The 15,116-nt window shown below is 69.2% G+C and carries 13 protein-coding genes; 6 read left to right on the top strand and 7 right to left on the bottom strand.

Annotated elements, in window-relative coordinates; genetic code table 11:
* Positions 1 to 118: 118 nt before the first annotated feature.
* The 4 genes from ABD088_RS16695 (at position 119) to ABD088_RS16710 (ending at position 4,143) form a co-directional block, all read left to right on the top strand.
* A complete protein-coding gene (locus ABD088_RS16695) occupies positions 119 to 1,156 on the top strand; it encodes an iron-siderophore ABC transporter substrate-binding protein (RefSeq protein WP_343903095.1) in 1,038 nt (345 codons plus the stop codon).
* A gap of 106 nt (positions 1,157 to 1,262) precedes the next feature.
* The gene (locus tag ABD088_RS16700; RefSeq protein WP_343903096.1) at positions 1,263 to 2,213 is read left to right on the top strand and encodes a FecCD family ABC transporter permease; all 951 of its coding nucleotides are present in this window, start codon (positions 1,263 to 1,265) and stop codon (positions 2,211 to 2,213) included.
* A complete protein-coding gene (locus ABD088_RS16705) occupies positions 2,210 to 3,349 on the top strand; it encodes a FecCD family ABC transporter permease (RefSeq protein WP_343903097.1) in 1,140 nt (379 codons plus the stop codon). The genes ABD088_RS16700 and ABD088_RS16705 overlap by 4 nt, the downstream gene beginning before the upstream one ends.
* Positions 3,346 to 4,143: an ABC transporter ATP-binding protein gene (locus ABD088_RS16710; RefSeq protein WP_343903098.1), complete on the top strand. Its 798-nt coding sequence runs from the start codon at positions 3,346 to 3,348 to the stop codon at positions 4,141 to 4,143. The genes ABD088_RS16705 and ABD088_RS16710 overlap by 4 nt, the downstream gene beginning before the upstream one ends.
* On the opposite strand, the gene ABD088_RS16715 is transcribed toward ABD088_RS16710, so the two are convergent.
* From ABD088_RS16715 to purB, 4 genes are all read right to left on the bottom strand, one after another.
* Positions 4,144 to 5,541 (bottom strand): MFS transporter, encoded by a 1,398-nt coding sequence (locus ABD088_RS16715; protein WP_343903099.1) that lies wholly within the window; start codon positions 5,539 to 5,541, stop codon positions 4,144 to 4,146.
* A gap of 172 nt (positions 5,542 to 5,713) precedes the next feature.
* On the bottom strand, positions 5,714 to 7,144 hold the full coding sequence (locus ABD088_RS16720; protein WP_343903100.1) for an MFS transporter: 1,431 nt from the start codon (positions 7,142 to 7,144) through the stop codon (positions 5,714 to 5,716).
* The gene (locus tag ABD088_RS16725; protein ID WP_343903101.1) at positions 7,137 to 7,562 is read right to left on the bottom strand and encodes a MarR family winged helix-turn-helix transcriptional regulator; all 426 of its coding nucleotides are present in this window, start codon (positions 7,560 to 7,562) and stop codon (positions 7,137 to 7,139) included. Before ABD088_RS16725 ends, ABD088_RS16720 begins: the two co-directional genes overlap by 8 nt.
* Positions 7,563 to 7,618: 56 nt before the next feature.
* Positions 7,619 to 9,025 carry an adenylosuccinate lyase gene (gene purB, locus ABD088_RS16730; protein WP_343903102.1) on the bottom strand — a complete coding sequence of 469 codons (1,407 nt, stop codon included), beginning with the start codon at positions 9,023 to 9,025 and terminating at the stop codon, positions 7,619 to 7,621.
* Between the two features lie 168 nt (positions 9,026 to 9,193).
* On the opposite strand from purB, the gene ABD088_RS16735 reads away from it, so the two are divergent.
* Positions 9,194 to 9,430 (top strand): hypothetical protein, encoded by a 237-nt coding sequence (locus ABD088_RS16735; protein ID WP_343903103.1) that lies wholly within the window; start codon positions 9,194 to 9,196, stop codon positions 9,428 to 9,430.
* On the top strand, positions 9,427 to 10,884 hold the full coding sequence (locus ABD088_RS16740; protein WP_343903104.1) for a hypothetical protein: 1,458 nt from the start codon (positions 9,427 to 9,429) through the stop codon (positions 10,882 to 10,884). Before ABD088_RS16735 ends, ABD088_RS16740 begins: the two co-directional genes overlap by 4 nt.
* A 35-nt stretch (positions 10,885 to 10,919) precedes the next feature.
* Here ABD088_RS16740 and ABD088_RS16745 read toward each other — a convergent pair whose 3' ends face one another.
* The 3 genes from ABD088_RS16745 to ABD088_RS16755 are packed head-to-tail and all read right to left on the bottom strand — an operon-like array spanning position 10,920 to position 15,116.
* The gene (locus tag ABD088_RS16745; RefSeq protein WP_343903105.1) at positions 10,920 to 11,327 is read right to left on the bottom strand and encodes a phage holin family protein; all 408 of its coding nucleotides are present in this window, start codon (positions 11,325 to 11,327) and stop codon (positions 10,920 to 10,922) included.
* 52 nt (positions 11,328 to 11,379) lie between these two features.
* Complete coding sequence (locus ABD088_RS16750; RefSeq protein WP_343903106.1) at positions 11,380 to 12,924, bottom strand: FAD-dependent oxidoreductase; 1,545 nt, start codon at positions 12,922 to 12,924, stop codon at positions 11,380 to 11,382.
* Positions 12,921 to 15,116, bottom strand: a complete 2,196-nt coding sequence (locus ABD088_RS16755; protein ID WP_343903107.1) for a molybdopterin oxidoreductase family protein — start codon at positions 15,114 to 15,116, stop codon at positions 12,921 to 12,923. The genes ABD088_RS16750 and ABD088_RS16755 overlap by 4 nt, the downstream gene beginning before the upstream one ends.

The following is a 15,116-nucleotide window of genomic DNA, read 5'->3' on the forward strand; positions in this document are numbered from 1 at the left end:
CGACAACAACGTGACGTTGCGTAGGGGGTATTAGGTTGGGGTAGCCTTACCTTGCACATTATTCGAGTCTTGGTGGGCCCGTCCCCGACGCATGGTCCGCTTCACGGTAAGGAATCCCATGTCCTTTGCACGTCTGCGTTCCCTGGGGGCAGTGGTGGCCCTTGCGGCCGCCTCGGCCCTCGCCTTGTCCGGCTGCGCCGGTGGTGATGCCTCCGGCGACGGGGGCAGTACTCCCGCCTCCGATGCTGCCGGCTTCCCCGTGAGCATCAAGAGCGCGCTGGGCACGGCCGAGATCCCGAAGAAGCCCGAACGTGTCATCACCCTCGGGCAGGGTTCGGCCGAAACCTCCATCGCCCTGGGCACCGTCCCGGTGGGCATGGAGGAGTACGCCTGGGCTGCAGACAAGACCGGCTACCTTCCGTGGATCCACGAGGCCGTGGAGAAGGACGGCGGGAAGCTGCCCGAACTCGTCGGCTCGGGGGAAAAGCTGGACATGGAGAAGATCGTTGAGCTCGACCCCGACGTGATCCTGGCCCCCTGGTCGGGTCTGACGCAGGAGCAATTCGATACGTTGAATGCCATCGCCCCGACCGTGGCCTACCCGGACAAGGCGTGGAGCATCGACTGGGACCAGCAGATGGACATCATCGGCAAGGCGCTCGGCCAGGAATCCGAGGCGAAGGCCCTGGCCTCCGATCTGAAGAAGCAGCTCGCCGACACGGCGAAGAAGCACCCTGAATACGCCGACTACACGTTCTCCTACGTCTACACGACCCCCGATACGCTCGGTGTCTTCCTGCCGACCGAGCAGCGCGCCGCCATGGTCGGCGCCCTGGGGCTGGAAGTCGACCCCGCCGTGAAGAAGATGAAGGAGACCGAGGGGACCGATTCTGCGGTCATCGGCTACGAGAATGCCGACCAGCTCAACGACAGCGACCTCGTCTTCACGTTCTATGCCGATGCCGCTGCCCGCAAGCAGGCGATGTCGAACAAGCTCTACGCGCAGATCCCGGCCATCAAGAAGGGGGCGGTGGTCGCCAGCGACGACAACGCGTTCGTCACCGCCTCCTCGATGATCAACCCGCTGACGGTCCCCTACGCCCTGGACCGCTACATCCCGTTGATCGACCAGGCCATCGCGCAGGCCAAGAAGTAGGACCACCATCCTCAGCTCCACCGCACGGCCCAGCAGCCCGCAGCAGACCCGGACCCGGCGTCCGGGCCTGCTGCGGGCTGCGCCCATCTACCTGGCCTGCCTCGTCGTGCTCGCCGCCGTCGTCGTGGCCAGCCTGGTGTTCGGATCCAAGGAAACGAGCCTCACCGAGCTGTTCAATTCGTGGGCCGGGCACGGCGACCCCTACCTGGAGGCGGTGTTCGATGCCCGCTACCAGCGCACCGTGCTGGGCCTGGCCGTCGGCGCAGCGCTGGCCCTGGCGGGGACACTGATGCAATCCGTCACCGCGAACCCGCTGGCCGATCCGGGGCTGCTGGGCATCAATGCCGGAGCTGCGGCGGCGATGGTCACCTGCACCGCCCTGTTCGGGCTCACGCTGGGGTCCCCGGCCGCCGTCTGGGTGGCCCTTGCCGGTGCAGGATTGGCGGCGGTGGCCGTCTATGTAGTCGGCACCGCAGGATCCAGCGGTGCCAACCTGGTGCGCCTGATCCTGGCCGGCGCCGTCGTGACCGCCGTGCTGACCGCCTATGTGCAGGGCATCGCGCTGAGCCTGCCGCAGACCTTCGACAACTATCGTTTCTGGGTGGTCGGTTCGCTGAACCACGGTGCCTACGCCCAGTTCTTCTCCGTCCTGCCGTTCCTGGTGCTGGGCCTGGTCATCGCCTTCGCCGTCGCCGGTGGCCTGAACGCGCTGGCGCTGGGCACCGAGGCCGCCACCGGACTCGGAGTCCACACCGGCCTCATCCGTGCCGCCGGGCTCGGGGCGGCCACCCTGATGAGCGCCGCGGCGACCGCAGCCGTCGGCCCCATCGCCTTCATCGGCCTGGCCGTGCCGCACATCGTCCGCGCCCTGGTGGGGCTGGACATGCGCCGGCAGCTGCTCGGCGCCCTGCTGGTCGGTCCCATCGTGCTGCTGGGAGCCGACGTCATCGGCCGCGTGCTGCTGCGCCCGCAGGAACTCATGGTCGGCGTCGTGACCGCGTTCGTGGGGGCGCCAGTGCTGCTCCTCGTGGTGCGGAAGCTGGGAGACCGCTCATGAGCGGGGTCACCACCCAGGGCACCGGACCCCGGCACGACGACGGGGCCCTCCCGGGTGCCCCTGAGGACCCGCGCAGCACCCAGGCACCGCCGTCGTCCGCTGCCCCCGGTCCGGTGCTGCGGCTGGGGCGCCGCGTGGCGCTGCCCGTGGCCCGGCGTCCGGTGGCCGTCGGGACCGTGCTGGTGGTGCTCGTGCTGGCCGGCGCCTTCGCGACGCTGACGATGGGCGGGCTGGGCATCGAGCCCGCCAAACTGTTCGCTGCAGTCTTCGGCGGTGCCGAGGACGGCAAGCAGGCCTTCGTTCTCGGGCACCTGCGCGGGCCGCGCCTGGTGGTGGCCGTCGGCGCAGGGATCGCGCTGGGACTCTCCGGCGCCTTGTTCCAATCGGTGACCCGCAACCCGTTGGGCAGCCCGGACGTCATCGGCGTCAGCGCCGGGGCCGGTGCAGGTGCCGCCCTGTTCGGCCTGCTGCTGCCCGGAACTGCTTCCATTCCGCTGGGGTCGGTCCTCGGCGCGGCAGCCGCCGTCGGGCTCGTGGCGCTGGGCACCGGTACGGGCTTCGGGAACCCGCTGCGGATGATCCTGGCCGGCATCGGGGTCTCGGCCATGGCCGCGGCCTTCACCCAATACGTGGTCTACGTCGTCGCCCGCGACCAGGCGACCATGCTGTCGGCCTACCTCAACGGTTCGCTCGAGGCCCGGTCCTGGGGGCATGCGGCCACCATCGGCGTGATCCTGCTGGTGTGCGCCGTGCCGCTGGCGCTGCTGAGCGTGCCGCTGGCCTTGAGCGAGATGGGCGATGACGTTGCCCAGGCGCTCGGATCCCCGGCGGTCACCACGCGGCGCTGGGCCGTGCTCCTGTCCGTGGTGCTGGCAGGTGGCGCCGTGGCGGTGGCCGGGCCGATCGCCTTCATTTCCCTGACCGCCCCGCATATTGCCCGGCGGCTGGCCCGCAGTGGGCGGCCGCAACTGCTGCTCTCCGGGGTGACGGGTGCGCTGCTGCTGGTGGTTGCGGACCTCGTGGCCCAGCAGGCCCCCTGGGCCAAGGCCCTCCCCGTCGGCATCCTCACCCTGGCCATCGGCGGCGTGTACCTCGGTGCGCTGCTGGTCCGCGAATTCAGAAAGGGCCTGGCATGAACCACGCTCCCACCCCACCCGTCCTCTGCGCGTCGGGCCTCAGCCTGGGCTACGGCAGCCGCACCATCGTGGAGCAGCTGGACCTGGACATCCGGGTCGGGGACTTCAAGGTCATCGTGGGGCCCAACGGGTGCGGCAAGTCCACGTTGCTCAAGGCCTTCGCCCGGGTGAACAAGCCCACCGCGGGGCACGTCATGCTCGACGGCGCCCCCGTGGCGGGACTGAACGGACGGGCCGTGGCCCGCAGGGTATCGCTGCTGCCCCAGGGGGCGGTGGCACCGGAGGGCATCACCGTCGGCGACCTGGTCGCCCGGGGCCGCCACCCGCACCACACGCTGCTGCGCCAGTGGTCACCGGCGGACGACGCCGCGATCGCCGCGGCACTGGAGCGCACCCGGCTCACCGGCCTGGAGAAGGTCCAGGTCGCCTCGCTGTCCGGCGGCCAACGCCAACGCGCCTGGTTGGCCATGGTCCTGGCCCAGGACACCGACATCATCCTGCTCGATGAACCCACGACGTTCCTGGACATCGCCCACCAATACGATCTGCTCGAACTCTTCGCCGAGCTCAACCGCGAGGGCCGGACCATCGTCGCCGTCCTGCATGATCTGAACCAGGCCGCACGGTTTGCCTCCGACCTGGTGGTGATGAAGGACGGGGCGATCCAGGCCCAGGGATCGCCCCGCGAGATCCTCACGCCGGCGCTGGTGCGGGACATCTTCGGGCTCGAGGCCGACGTCATGGACGATCCGCGCTCGCTCACCCCCATGGTCGTGCCCCACGTGCGGGTCTAGCTAGCTGGCCGGATGGCGGTGCTTCGCAGCGGCAGAGAGATCCTGGGGATCTACCTGGGGGTGGCGCACCTGGTTGCCCAGCTGCTCGATCGGCGTCTTGTAGGTTTCCCGGGCCCACCAGGCGCCGGCGACGGCAATGATCGAGGAGCCGGCGACGATCCACGCTGCGGGTCCCCAGTTGGCGTGGACCCCGCCGACCAGCGCGGTGCCCAGCAGCGGGGTGAATCCGGCGCAGACGATGCCGACCTGCAAGCCGATGGCCACTCCCGAGTAGCGCACGCGCACGTTGAACAGTTCGGAGAACCAGGCAGGGTAGATCGCGTTGGACATGGCATACGTGCCAGCGGTGATCGCCGTGCTGACGACGAAGACCAGGCCGATCTGCGCCGTCGAAATCGCCCAGAAGTAGACCCAGATCAGTCCGCCGGAGCCGATGACACCGGCGATGAAGATCGGACGGCGGCCATACCTGTCGGAGAACAGGGCGAACAGCGGCTGCGTGCCCATGGCCAGGACGTTGCCCACGATGCTCACCATCAGCATGGTGGACGCGGGGATGCCGACGCTGACGGCGAAGGCCAGGCCAAAGGCCTGCATGAACGTGTTGGTCACCGTCTCGAAGGACATCATCGAGATCTGCAGAAACTGCGCCGGGTGGGTCTTGAACATGTCGATGAACGGCAGCTTCACCAGGTCGTTCTTCTCGGCCTTTGCCTCGAAGACTTCCGGTTCCTCCAGTGAGCGGCGGACCAGGAACGCGACGACCAGCACGATGATGGAGAGCAGGAACGGGATCCGCCAGCCCCAGGCCAGGCGGTCCGCCTCGCTCATCGCCGCGACCGGCAGGAACACCAGCGACGCGAGCACGATGCCGGCGGAGATGCCGCTCATGGCGAAGGAGGGGAAGAAGCCGCGGCGTCCCACCGGGGATTCCTCCATGGTCAGTGCCGAGGCGCCGGCGGTCTCCGCGCCGGCCGAGAGGCCCTGGCACAGGCGGAGAAAGACGAGCAGGGCCGGAGCCAGGTATCCGACGGTGTGGAAGTCCGGCAGCACGCCGATCAGGAAGGTGGATCCGCCCATGAGCACCAGCGTGAGCACCAGGGTGTTCTTGCGGCCGATGCGGTCGCCCAGGTGGCCGAAGACGACGGCGCCGAAGGGCCGGGCAACGTAGGCGACACCGAAGGTCGCGAAGGAGGCCAGCAGGGCGATGGTCGGGTCACCGCTCGGGAAGAAGATGTGGGAGAAGACCAGGGAGGCTGCCGTCGCGTAGACGAAGAAGTCGTAGTACTCGAGCATGCCGCCCAGGAAGGCGGCCAGGGCTGCCTTCTTGGCGCGGTGGAGGCGTCGTGCCTGGTCCGAACCCGGAACGGCGGGGTTGGCGGCTGGTTTCGTGGCCATGGGAATCCTTTGGAGCTGGTGCTGATACATGATCGCACGTGGGATAAGTGTGCGCATTCCGAACAGTCGTGCGGTATCCGACTAATTCGATGGTAAGGCACGTGATGCCAATCACCAAGGGTTGTGACGGCTACTTTGCGGAGGCGCGGCAAGGGGTCCGCGGTGAGCAGGGCTAGTTCGTGCCGGTGGGTGCCTGGTCGCGGTGGCTGCCTGCCGAGCGCCCCGGGCGGTGCATGAACCGGTGGACGAGGAGAATGAGGAACACCGCCGTGCACAAGGCCGCGCCCAACCCGAAGGCCGCAGTGATGCCCGCTCCGCTGGGGCGCAGATCCGGCTCCAGGTGTGTCGCGAAGATCGCCGCCGAGACGGCGGTGCCGAAGGAGCTGCCCACTGTGCGCAGTACCTGGTTGAAGCTGACCGAGCTGCCGAGCTCGGAAGTGGCCACGCTGCGTTCGATCAATGCCGGCATCGCCGCGTAGCTGGCCCCCATGCCCCAGCCGAAGACCAGCATCCCGACCAGGATCTCCCAGAGGGCCGAGTGTGCGAGCCATAGCGTTGTCCCGGAGGCCGCCATCAGGGCGGTGCCCAGCGGCAGCAGCGTGGTCAGCCGGATGCGGCCTGCCAGATACCGCACCAGGCGGTTCGCCGTGAAACTGCCGACCGAGAGCGGGAACATGACGAATCCCGCCCAGAAGACGGGCAGTGCGATCCCGTACCCGGTGGAGGTGGGGGCCTGGGCCACCAGGCTGGAAATCGACAGGGCGATGTACATGGCGGCCCCCAGGCCAACGGCGGTGCCGTTGGCCAACAGGACGTCACCGGTACGCAGGACCCGCAGGTTGACCAAGGGGTGGGCCGCCCGCAGCTCGGTGAGGACCCAGGCGGCCAACACGATCGCGGCGCCGATGAAGGTCCCCACGGCGGCCGGGGAGCCCCAGCCCCAGGTCGGCCCCTCGCTGACGGCCAGCAGCAGCGCACCCAATCCCGCGCCCAACAGGGCGGCACCCCCGAAGTCGAAGGGCAGCTGCGGGGCCCTGTTGTCCGGCCCGGCGGGAACGGTCCGCAGGACCACCACGATCGCGCTGAGCACGAACAGCGCGGCGAACCAGAAGGCGATCTGGAACTGGAAGAGGCCGGCGATGATGCCGGTCAGCGGGTACCCGATGCCGATGCCCGTGGAGACGGTGACCGACAGGCTGGAAATCGAGGGCTGGACCTTGGCGGACTCCACGTAGCGCCGGGCCAGCGAGATGGTCACCGGGACGATGCCGTAGCTCAGGCCCTGCAAGGCGCGTCCAACCAGGAAGAGCGGGAAGGTGGTGGCCAGTGCGGCGATGACCGAGCCGAGCAGGATGATGCCCAGCGAGGCCAGCAGCAGGCGCCGCTTGTGGGGTCCGTCGCTCAGCCGGCCCATCACGGGGGTGGCAATGGCCCCCACGAGGAGGTTGATGGTCAGCATCCACTGGGCGGTGTTGACCGAGACGTCCAGTTCCTCGGCGACGGTGGGTACCAGGAGCATGCCCAGGGAGCTCACGATGGCCGTGGACAGCGCGGCGTAGATGAGCCCCGGGACAATCGCTGCCTGGCGCGCCCCGCTATGCATCGGGAAGGTCCGTTCCGAGCTTGCGCAGGACCGGAACGGCCGCCGCGAGGATCTCCCGTTCATCGGCCGAGAGCACGTTCTCGACCGCGTGGGCCAGCCATTCGCGGCTCGACGCAGACTCCAGTGCCAGGCGCTGCCGGCCCGCCTCGGTGGCCTCGATCCACCAGCGGCGCCTGTCCGCCGGGTCGGGGACCTTCGCCACCAGTTCCAGGCGTTCCAGCTCGCGGACGGCCAGCGAGATCCCCTGCGGGGAGACATGCACGGCGGTGGCCAGCTGTGCGGAGGTCGCCCGTCCCTTCCCGGCCAGATGGCGCAGGACGCCGATCTTGCCGGGGGAGAGGGTGCGTCCCGTTTCCAGTTGCCGCAGCAGCGGGTGGAGGGACTCGAGGAAGGCGTGGGCGATCGGCTCGGAGGTCATCCGCTAATCATACAAGCAACTTGATCAAGTTACTTGATGGTTAATGGGGCCGGCCCCTACTTCAGGTGGTCCACCAGCTGCGCCGCGATGCCGTTGTAGGTGCCCGGCGTCAGGGCCTTCAGCCGGGCGTCCGCTGCTTCGCCGAGGCCCAGGCCCGCCACGAACTCCTGCATGCGCGCCGCGTCCACGCGGTGGCCGCGGGTGAGTTCCTTGAGCCGCTCGTAGGGGTTCTCCATGCCGGGGGTCCCGGCGATGGCCTCGGCGCGCATGACCATCTGGATGGCCTCGCCGAGCACCTCCCAGTTGTGCTCCAGGTCCTCGGCCAGCACGTCCTCGGCGACGTCCAGGCGCTCCAGGCCCTTGGCGACGTTGGAGATGGCCAGCAGCGAGTGGCCGAACGCGGTGCCGATGTTGCGCTGCGAGGACGAATCGGTGAGGTCACGCTGCCAGCGGCTCGTCACCAGGGTCGACCCCAGGGTGTCGAGCAGGCCGTTGGAGATCTCCAGGTTCGCCTCGGCGTTCTCGAAGCGGATCGGGTTGACCTTGTGCGGCATGGTGGAGGAGCCGGTGGCGCCGGCGACCGGGACCTGCTTGAAGTAGCCGATGGAGATGTAGCTCCACACGTCGGTGCAGAAGTTGTGCAGGATGCGGTTGAACCGGGCCACGTCGGCGTAGAGCTCGGCCTGCCAGTCGTGGGATTCGATCTGCGTGGTCAGCGGGTTCCAATCCAGCCCCAGGCCCTCCACGAACGTCTTCGAGACCTGCTGCCAATCGGCACCGGGAACGGAAGCGTAATGCGCGGCGTAGGTGCCGGTCGCTCCGTTGATCTTGCCCAGGTATTCGGTGCGGGCGATCCGATCGAGCTGGCGGGTCAGGCGCCACGCGGTGACGGCGAGCTCCTTGCCCAGCGTCGTCGGGGTGGCCGGCTGCCCGTGGGTGCGCGAGAGCATCGGCACGTCGCGGGTGGCCTCGGCCATCGCCGTGATCTGCTCCACCAGGGCGCGGGCGTCGGGCATCCAGACGGATTCGACGGCGTCCTTCACACCCAGGGCGTAGGAGAGGTTGTTGATGTCCTCGCTGGTGCAGCCGAAGTGGACCAGGGGGGTCAGCGCCTCGATGCCGATGCCCGGCAGGCGGCGGTTGATGTAGTACTCGACGGCCTTCACGTCATGGACGGTGATGGCCTCGATCTCCGAGAGTTCCGAGACCGAATCGGCATTGAAGTCGGTGACGATCCGGCGCAGCGCCGAGGTCTGGTCCGCGGTCAGCGGGGAGGTGCCCGGCAGCACGGAGTTCGAGGTGAGGTGGAGCAGCCATTCGACTTCGACGTGGACGCGGTTGCGGTTCAGTGCCGCCTCCGAGAGGTGGTCCACCAGTGGGGCGATCGCCGACCGGTAGCGGCCGTCGAGGGCACCGAGTGCCAGTGGTTCTGAAGCAAGGGATGTGCGCGCGGAATCAGCCATGGTGCCCATTCTTTCATGGTCCGCCCGGCCCGCGGCACCGCATGACGCGGTCCTCCCGCGCTATCCACAGGTACGACGCCGGTTCCTGCGTGGGGTGCCGGGCGCGCCTAGCGTGGGGGTATCCGGGGCGGCAGGAGGTTGCCTCGGCAGGTCGGCAGGGGAGGTGCGGTGTACAACTGGGATCTGCTGGAGGGCAGGACGCGGCACGCGTTGGCCGAACTGTCGGGTGCCCGGGCCGAGCTGCTGTCGGCCCTGGGTGTGCAGTGGCGCTCGCCGGCCGGTGCCGCCTATCGCCGGAAGTTGGAGGAGTGCCTGGGCCGGCTGGATGCCATCCCGCGTGAACTCGAGGACGCCCTGGCAGCGGTGCAGCAGGGCAAGGAACGCGCAGGGGTGGGGCCGCCGTGAGCCATTCCAGCACCGGGGGCGTGGCCAGCGTGGACTTCCAGCTCGACGAGTTCGAACGGGCAGCAGTGCTGCTCGCGCGGGCCGTCGACGGGCTGGCAATGGTCCGCATGCTCGTCTCCTCCGCGTTGGCCGATGCCGGACCTCCCGTTTCCTTGGAGGCGTGGCAGTTCTCGCGGGCTGCCGAAGAACACCTGCGGAATTCGAACGCGTTGGCCATCGATGTCGGTGACCGCCTGTCGGAATGCAGCACGGGGCTTGCGGCCAGCCGGGCCGGCTATGAGGACGCCGAGCGACGGGCACGGGAGCGGGCCTACCAGATGCGCGCCGCGACCGTCTTCGACCGCCTGGGTGGCGTAATGGCCTCCAACCATGGCCACCCGGACGGGCAGACCACCGAGGACCTGATCAATGCCGCCCCCGGATACGCCCTCGGGTGGATCGCCCTGGGAGGGCAGCTGGGGTCGGACCCGATCGCCGCCTCGAAACTGCGCGCCGTCGCGCGGCTGGTGGCTGACCGGGAGCACGGCGGACCGTTTCGCAGCTCAATGGCCGATCGCCTCGGTTCCGGTCTGGCCTCGCTGGCGGGAGTGCGGCTGCTGTTCAACATCCGCCGGATCCGCATTGCCTCGGTATCCCGCGCCGAGCCCGAGGCCTTCTCCGGCACCCTGCCCGACCTGATGGATCTGCAGCGCCGGGCAGAAGCGCAGGTTTCGGGGGAGGGCGCGCTGTTGGTGTCCACGGCGCAGACTCCCCAAGGACCGGTCCATGTCCTCACCTTGCCCGGGACGCAGCCTGCGGGCGATCGCCGGACGGGGCCGCCGCTCAACCCCTTCGATGAAGGCGGCATCGTCGAGGCCGCCGGACTCGACAGCCAGTATGTGGGTGAAGCGGCCGCCGAGGCCCTGCACGTCGCGGGAGCCCAGCCGGGAGACCGGTTGGTCATCACCGGCTATAGCCAAGGCGGGATCCATGCGGCCAACCTGGCGATCGACCCGCGCATCGCCCAGACCTACGACGTCGAATACGTGGTGACCACTGGCGCGCCCATCGGCGGCACACCGCTGCCCGACGACGTCCGGGGGCTCCATCTCGAGCACGAGGACGACATGGTGCCTGGGCTCGACGGACGGCCCAATCCCGAGACCAGCAACCAGGTCACCGTGCACTTGGGCGGCTACTCACCGGGGACGAACATGGACGCCGGCGGTTTTGGTGCGGCCCACCAGCTGGGCAATTACAGTGCGCTCTCGGGGGAGTTGGTGACCAGCTCCGAACCCAACATCGTCGAGGTGCGGCAGTCCCTGGGTGCCGTCTTCGCAGGGGCCACTGCCGTTTCGGTGACGACCGTGGGCCTGCGGCGCGGGCGGGCCCGGGCCGCAGGCCGGATCAAACCGGTGCGCTATCCGCGACGCGGACCCCTGCGACAGGGGCTGCATGCGGCGCCATCCCACTAACCGCCACGTCATCGGGCGCGTTGGGCAGGCGTTGCCTAGCGCTCCTTATCGGGGACGACCCAGCCGATCACTGCCGAGACGATGCTGATGATGATCGCCCCGAGGACCGCATCCCAGAAAAACGTGTCGATGTGCAGGCCAATGGGCGTGTAGCTGCTCAGCCACGAGGTGAGCATCAACATGGCCGCATTGATCACGATCGCGAAGAGCCCTAGGGTCAGGCAGGTGATCGGCAGCGAGAGGAACCCGATGATGGGGCGGACCACCGCATTGACGACGCCGAAGATGAGGCCGATGAACAGGTAGGCGACGACTGTGCCGACCGAGTCGTTCCCGGTGGCATCGGTGGCGGCGCTGGAACCGACGGTGATGCCCGGCAGCAGCCAGGTTGCGGCCGCCAAGGCCAGGGCGTTGACGATGACTTTGACGATGAATCGCAGCATGTGGACATCCTTCCATACCGCACTGTGCGTGCCCTCCGAGGGATCGGGACGTTCATGCCGGGGCGACTTCGGCCGCGCGCGCGAGCATCTCGCCTATCACGGTCCGGCACCCACCGCATCCGGTACCGGCACGGCAGGCGGAGCCGACGGCGTCCACCGTGGAACACCCATTGGAGCAGGCGCGCTGGACGTCGCCGTAGGTCGCTCCGCTGCACCGGCACAAGATGTCGGAGGCCACGGGCGCGGGAGCGGCTGGTGGTATCGCGGCATCGTCCAGTCGGAACAGTGAACTGCGGTCGGCAGGAAGTTCGTGGCCACGTTCATAGAGCAGCACCAGTTCAGCCGCGGTCCGGGGCATCCCCACGGCCACGAAGCCCGTGAGGACACCCTCGTCGGTGACTAGTTTGCAGTAGCGGCCGTGCTCCGGATCGGCCCAGACGCTGACCCGGAGGGGGCCCGGATCCCAGAGGCCAGCAGTGACGGTGCCGGCGGCTGCCACATCGACTCCCCGGGCTTTGAGCATGATGAGGGCCTCGGCCTCCACCGGGGCGGACTCGGGGGTACCTGGGCCGGCGGCAGGCGGCGGATCTGCGAACGCGGAGGTCGAGTACGCGTCCGCTGGCAACGGATGCCGGAGCAGGTAGCCGGCAAGCCAGGAGGCTTGTGCCCACCCGGGGCCGATCAGGCCGCTGGGGGGACGGCCCTGCACGGCTGCGCAGTCCCCGATGGCGAAGACCCGGTCCTCAGTATCGGCGCAGAGCCTGTCGTCCACGCGGATCCCGGCATCGACCACCAGGCCACACCCTTCAGCCAGGCCGGCGCGTGGCCGGACGCCTGCGGAGACCACCAATGCGTCTCCCGGACAGACGGTGCCGTGCTCTAGCTCGAGGCTGCTGAATTTGCCCTCGATCAGGTGCACGCCCACGGCCCGTGCATCGGGCACCACCTCGACGGCGGCTTCCGCCAACGCAGCAGCCAGGACGCGGCCGCCGTCGTGATCCAGCGCACGGGCCAGCGGGACCGGCCCGTGGTGGACCAGCGTCGCGACGGCGCCGGCTTCGCGGATGGCCAGGGCGGCCTCCACACCCAGGATTCCGCCACCGAGGATGACCACCTTTCCGCCGGTTTGGACGACGGGTGCGAGCCGTGCGGCGTCGTCGAGGTCGCGCAGCGTCATGACCCCCTCGGGCAGGGACGGCTCGCCGAGCGGGGAGAAGTCGAGGCCGCGCAGAACGGGGATCGTGGGGCGGGCGCCGGTGGCGAACACCAGGCGGTCGTAGCCCACCTCGGTCCCGTCGGAGAGCATGACGCGGCGCCGGGCACGATCAACGCGCACGGCGGTGGTGCCCAGTCGGAGATCGACGCCGGCTGCTGAGAGTTCCCGGGGGTCGGCCAGGGACAGCGAGGCCGCGTTGGCGCGTCCGGTGGCGACGTCGGCGACGAGCACGCGATTGTAGGCGGGCCGCACCTCTCCGCCGATGACGGTGAGCTTGAGCGTCCCACCTGCCAGGCGGGGGAGCAGGCCATCCACGAAGCGGGCCGCCACCGGACCGAAGCCCAGCACGACGATCCGCTCCACCGCATCGGCGCGGTTCACGCCTTGCTCCCGGCGGTGTCTGCGGCGGGCGGCAGTCCGATGGGGACTAGGGCCTCCACGGTCACGAAGGTGTTCTTGAACGCGGGCATCCCGCTGAGAGGATCGGTCAAAGCGTCAGTGAGCAGGTTGGCGCTGCCGGATCCGGCGAAATGAAACGGCAGGAAGACGGCATCCCGGCGCATCCCGGTGCTGAACTGGACGCGGGCCAGCACCCGGCCACGTTGGTTGTTGAGGGAGACGAACTCGCCGTCGCGCACGCCGAGCTCCAGGGCCGTCGTCGGGTGGAGTTCCGCCCGCGGCTCCGGTTGCGCGGCGAGGAGCTCGCCGGTCCGCCGGGTCTGCGATCCGCTCTGGTAGTGCTCGAGGAGGCGCCCGGTCAGCAGGGTTAGGTGTCGGCGGCCGTCGTGCTGTTCGGCCGGGGCGCCGACGCGCACTCCCACGAGTCGGGCCCGTCCGTCAGCGTGGGCGAATCGGTCGAGGAACAGTCGAGGGGTGCCCAGGAGCGTGGGGCCCGGTTCCGACGGCCCGGTGGCCTCGGCAGATGGGGTGGCAGGGCACGGCCAATACATGGCAGCCCCGTCGTCGAGCGCCGCATAGGTGATGCCCGAATAGTCGGCCAGGCCGCCGGCCGAGGCGGCACGCAGCTCCTCGAAGACCTCGCGCGGGTCGGCCGGAAAACGCCCGGGTGCGCCCAACCGCCGGGCCAACTCGGAGAAGATCCAGAGCTCGGAACGGGCCTCCGGTGGTGGATCGATGGTACGACGGCGTCGCAGCACGCGACCCTCCAGGTTCGTCATCGTCCCTTCTTCCTCGGCCCACTGCAGGACCGGCAGCACCAGATCGGCCATGGCGGCCGTCTCGGAGAGGAAGAAGTCGGCGACGACGAGGAAGTCAAGGCGGCGCAATCCCTCGATGACCCGCGTCGCATCGGGTGCGGAGACCGCCACATTGGCGCCATGGACCAGGAGCATTCGTGCCCCTCCGGGCTTCCCCAACCCGTGGAGCAACTCGGTTGCGGGCAGCCCCGGACCGGGGATGGCCGAAGCGTCGACCCCCCACACGCCGGCGACGTGGGAACGGTGTGCGGGGTCCGTGATCTTGCGGTATCCCGGCAACTGGTCGCACTTCTGCCCATGTTCGCGCCCGCCCTGTCCGTTGCCCTGCCCGGTCAGCGTCCCGTAGCCACCGCACGTGGTGCCCGGAAGCCCCAGCAGCAATGCCAGGTTGATGGCCGCCGTCGTGGTATCCGTGCCATTGACGTGCTGTTCGATGCCGCGTCCGGTGAGCACGTAGACGCGCCGGCCGCCGGACCGCGCTTCCCTGGCGGCGTCGGCCAGCTGGTGGGCAATTTCCCGTACCCGTGCTGCCGGAACGCCGGTGGCCCCCTGGACCCGCTCGGGCCACCACGGAGCGACCGTACGCACGATGTCGGACCGTCCAGAGGTGCGTCTGGCCAGATAGCGCTCGTCGGCGAGGCCCTCGACCAGGACCACGTGGCACAGCCCGAGCAGCAGCTGCAGGTCGGTGCCCGGGGTCGGCTGGAGATGTACGCCGCCTCCGTTCCCTGTCAGCTCCGCGGTGGCGGTGCGCCGTGGATCGACGACGATCAAGCCGCCGGCATCCCGGGCTGCCTGCAGGTGCCGGACAAAGGGTGGCATCGTCTCGGCGACGTTGGAACCGAGCAACAGGATCGTCCCGGCGCCGCCGAGGTCAGTCAGCGGGAAGGGCAGCCCTCGGTCCAGCCCGAACGCCCGGTTTCCGGCGGCGGCCGCGGAAGACATGCAGAACCTGCCGTTGTAGTCCACGCGGGAGGTCCCCACGGCCAGGCGGGCGAACTTCCCCAACTGGTACGCCTTCTCATTGGTCAGGCTGCCTCCGCCGAACAGGGCAATGCCATCGGGCCCGTGAGTGCCGCGCACTGCCTCGATCCGGTCGGCGAGCGTGTCGAGCGCTTCGGGCCACGACACGTGGTGCAACTGCCCGTCGGGCCCGCGGAGCAATGGCTCGCCCAGCCGTTCGGGTGACTGCAACAGCGAACCGGCCGACCAGCCCTTGCGGCACAGTGAACCCGCATTGGTGGGAAAATCGCGTCCTTGGATTTCCGGTTCGCGGCCCTCACCCGCTGTCACGATCATGGCACATTGCAGGGCGCAGTACGGGCAATGGGTCGCGGAGCGGGGTGCGGTTGCCAT

Source organism: Arthrobacter rhombi (assembly GCF_039526245.1).
In the GTDB taxonomy this organism is placed as follows: domain Bacteria; phylum Actinomycetota; class Actinomycetes; order Actinomycetales; family Micrococcaceae; genus Arthrobacter_H; species Arthrobacter_H rhombi.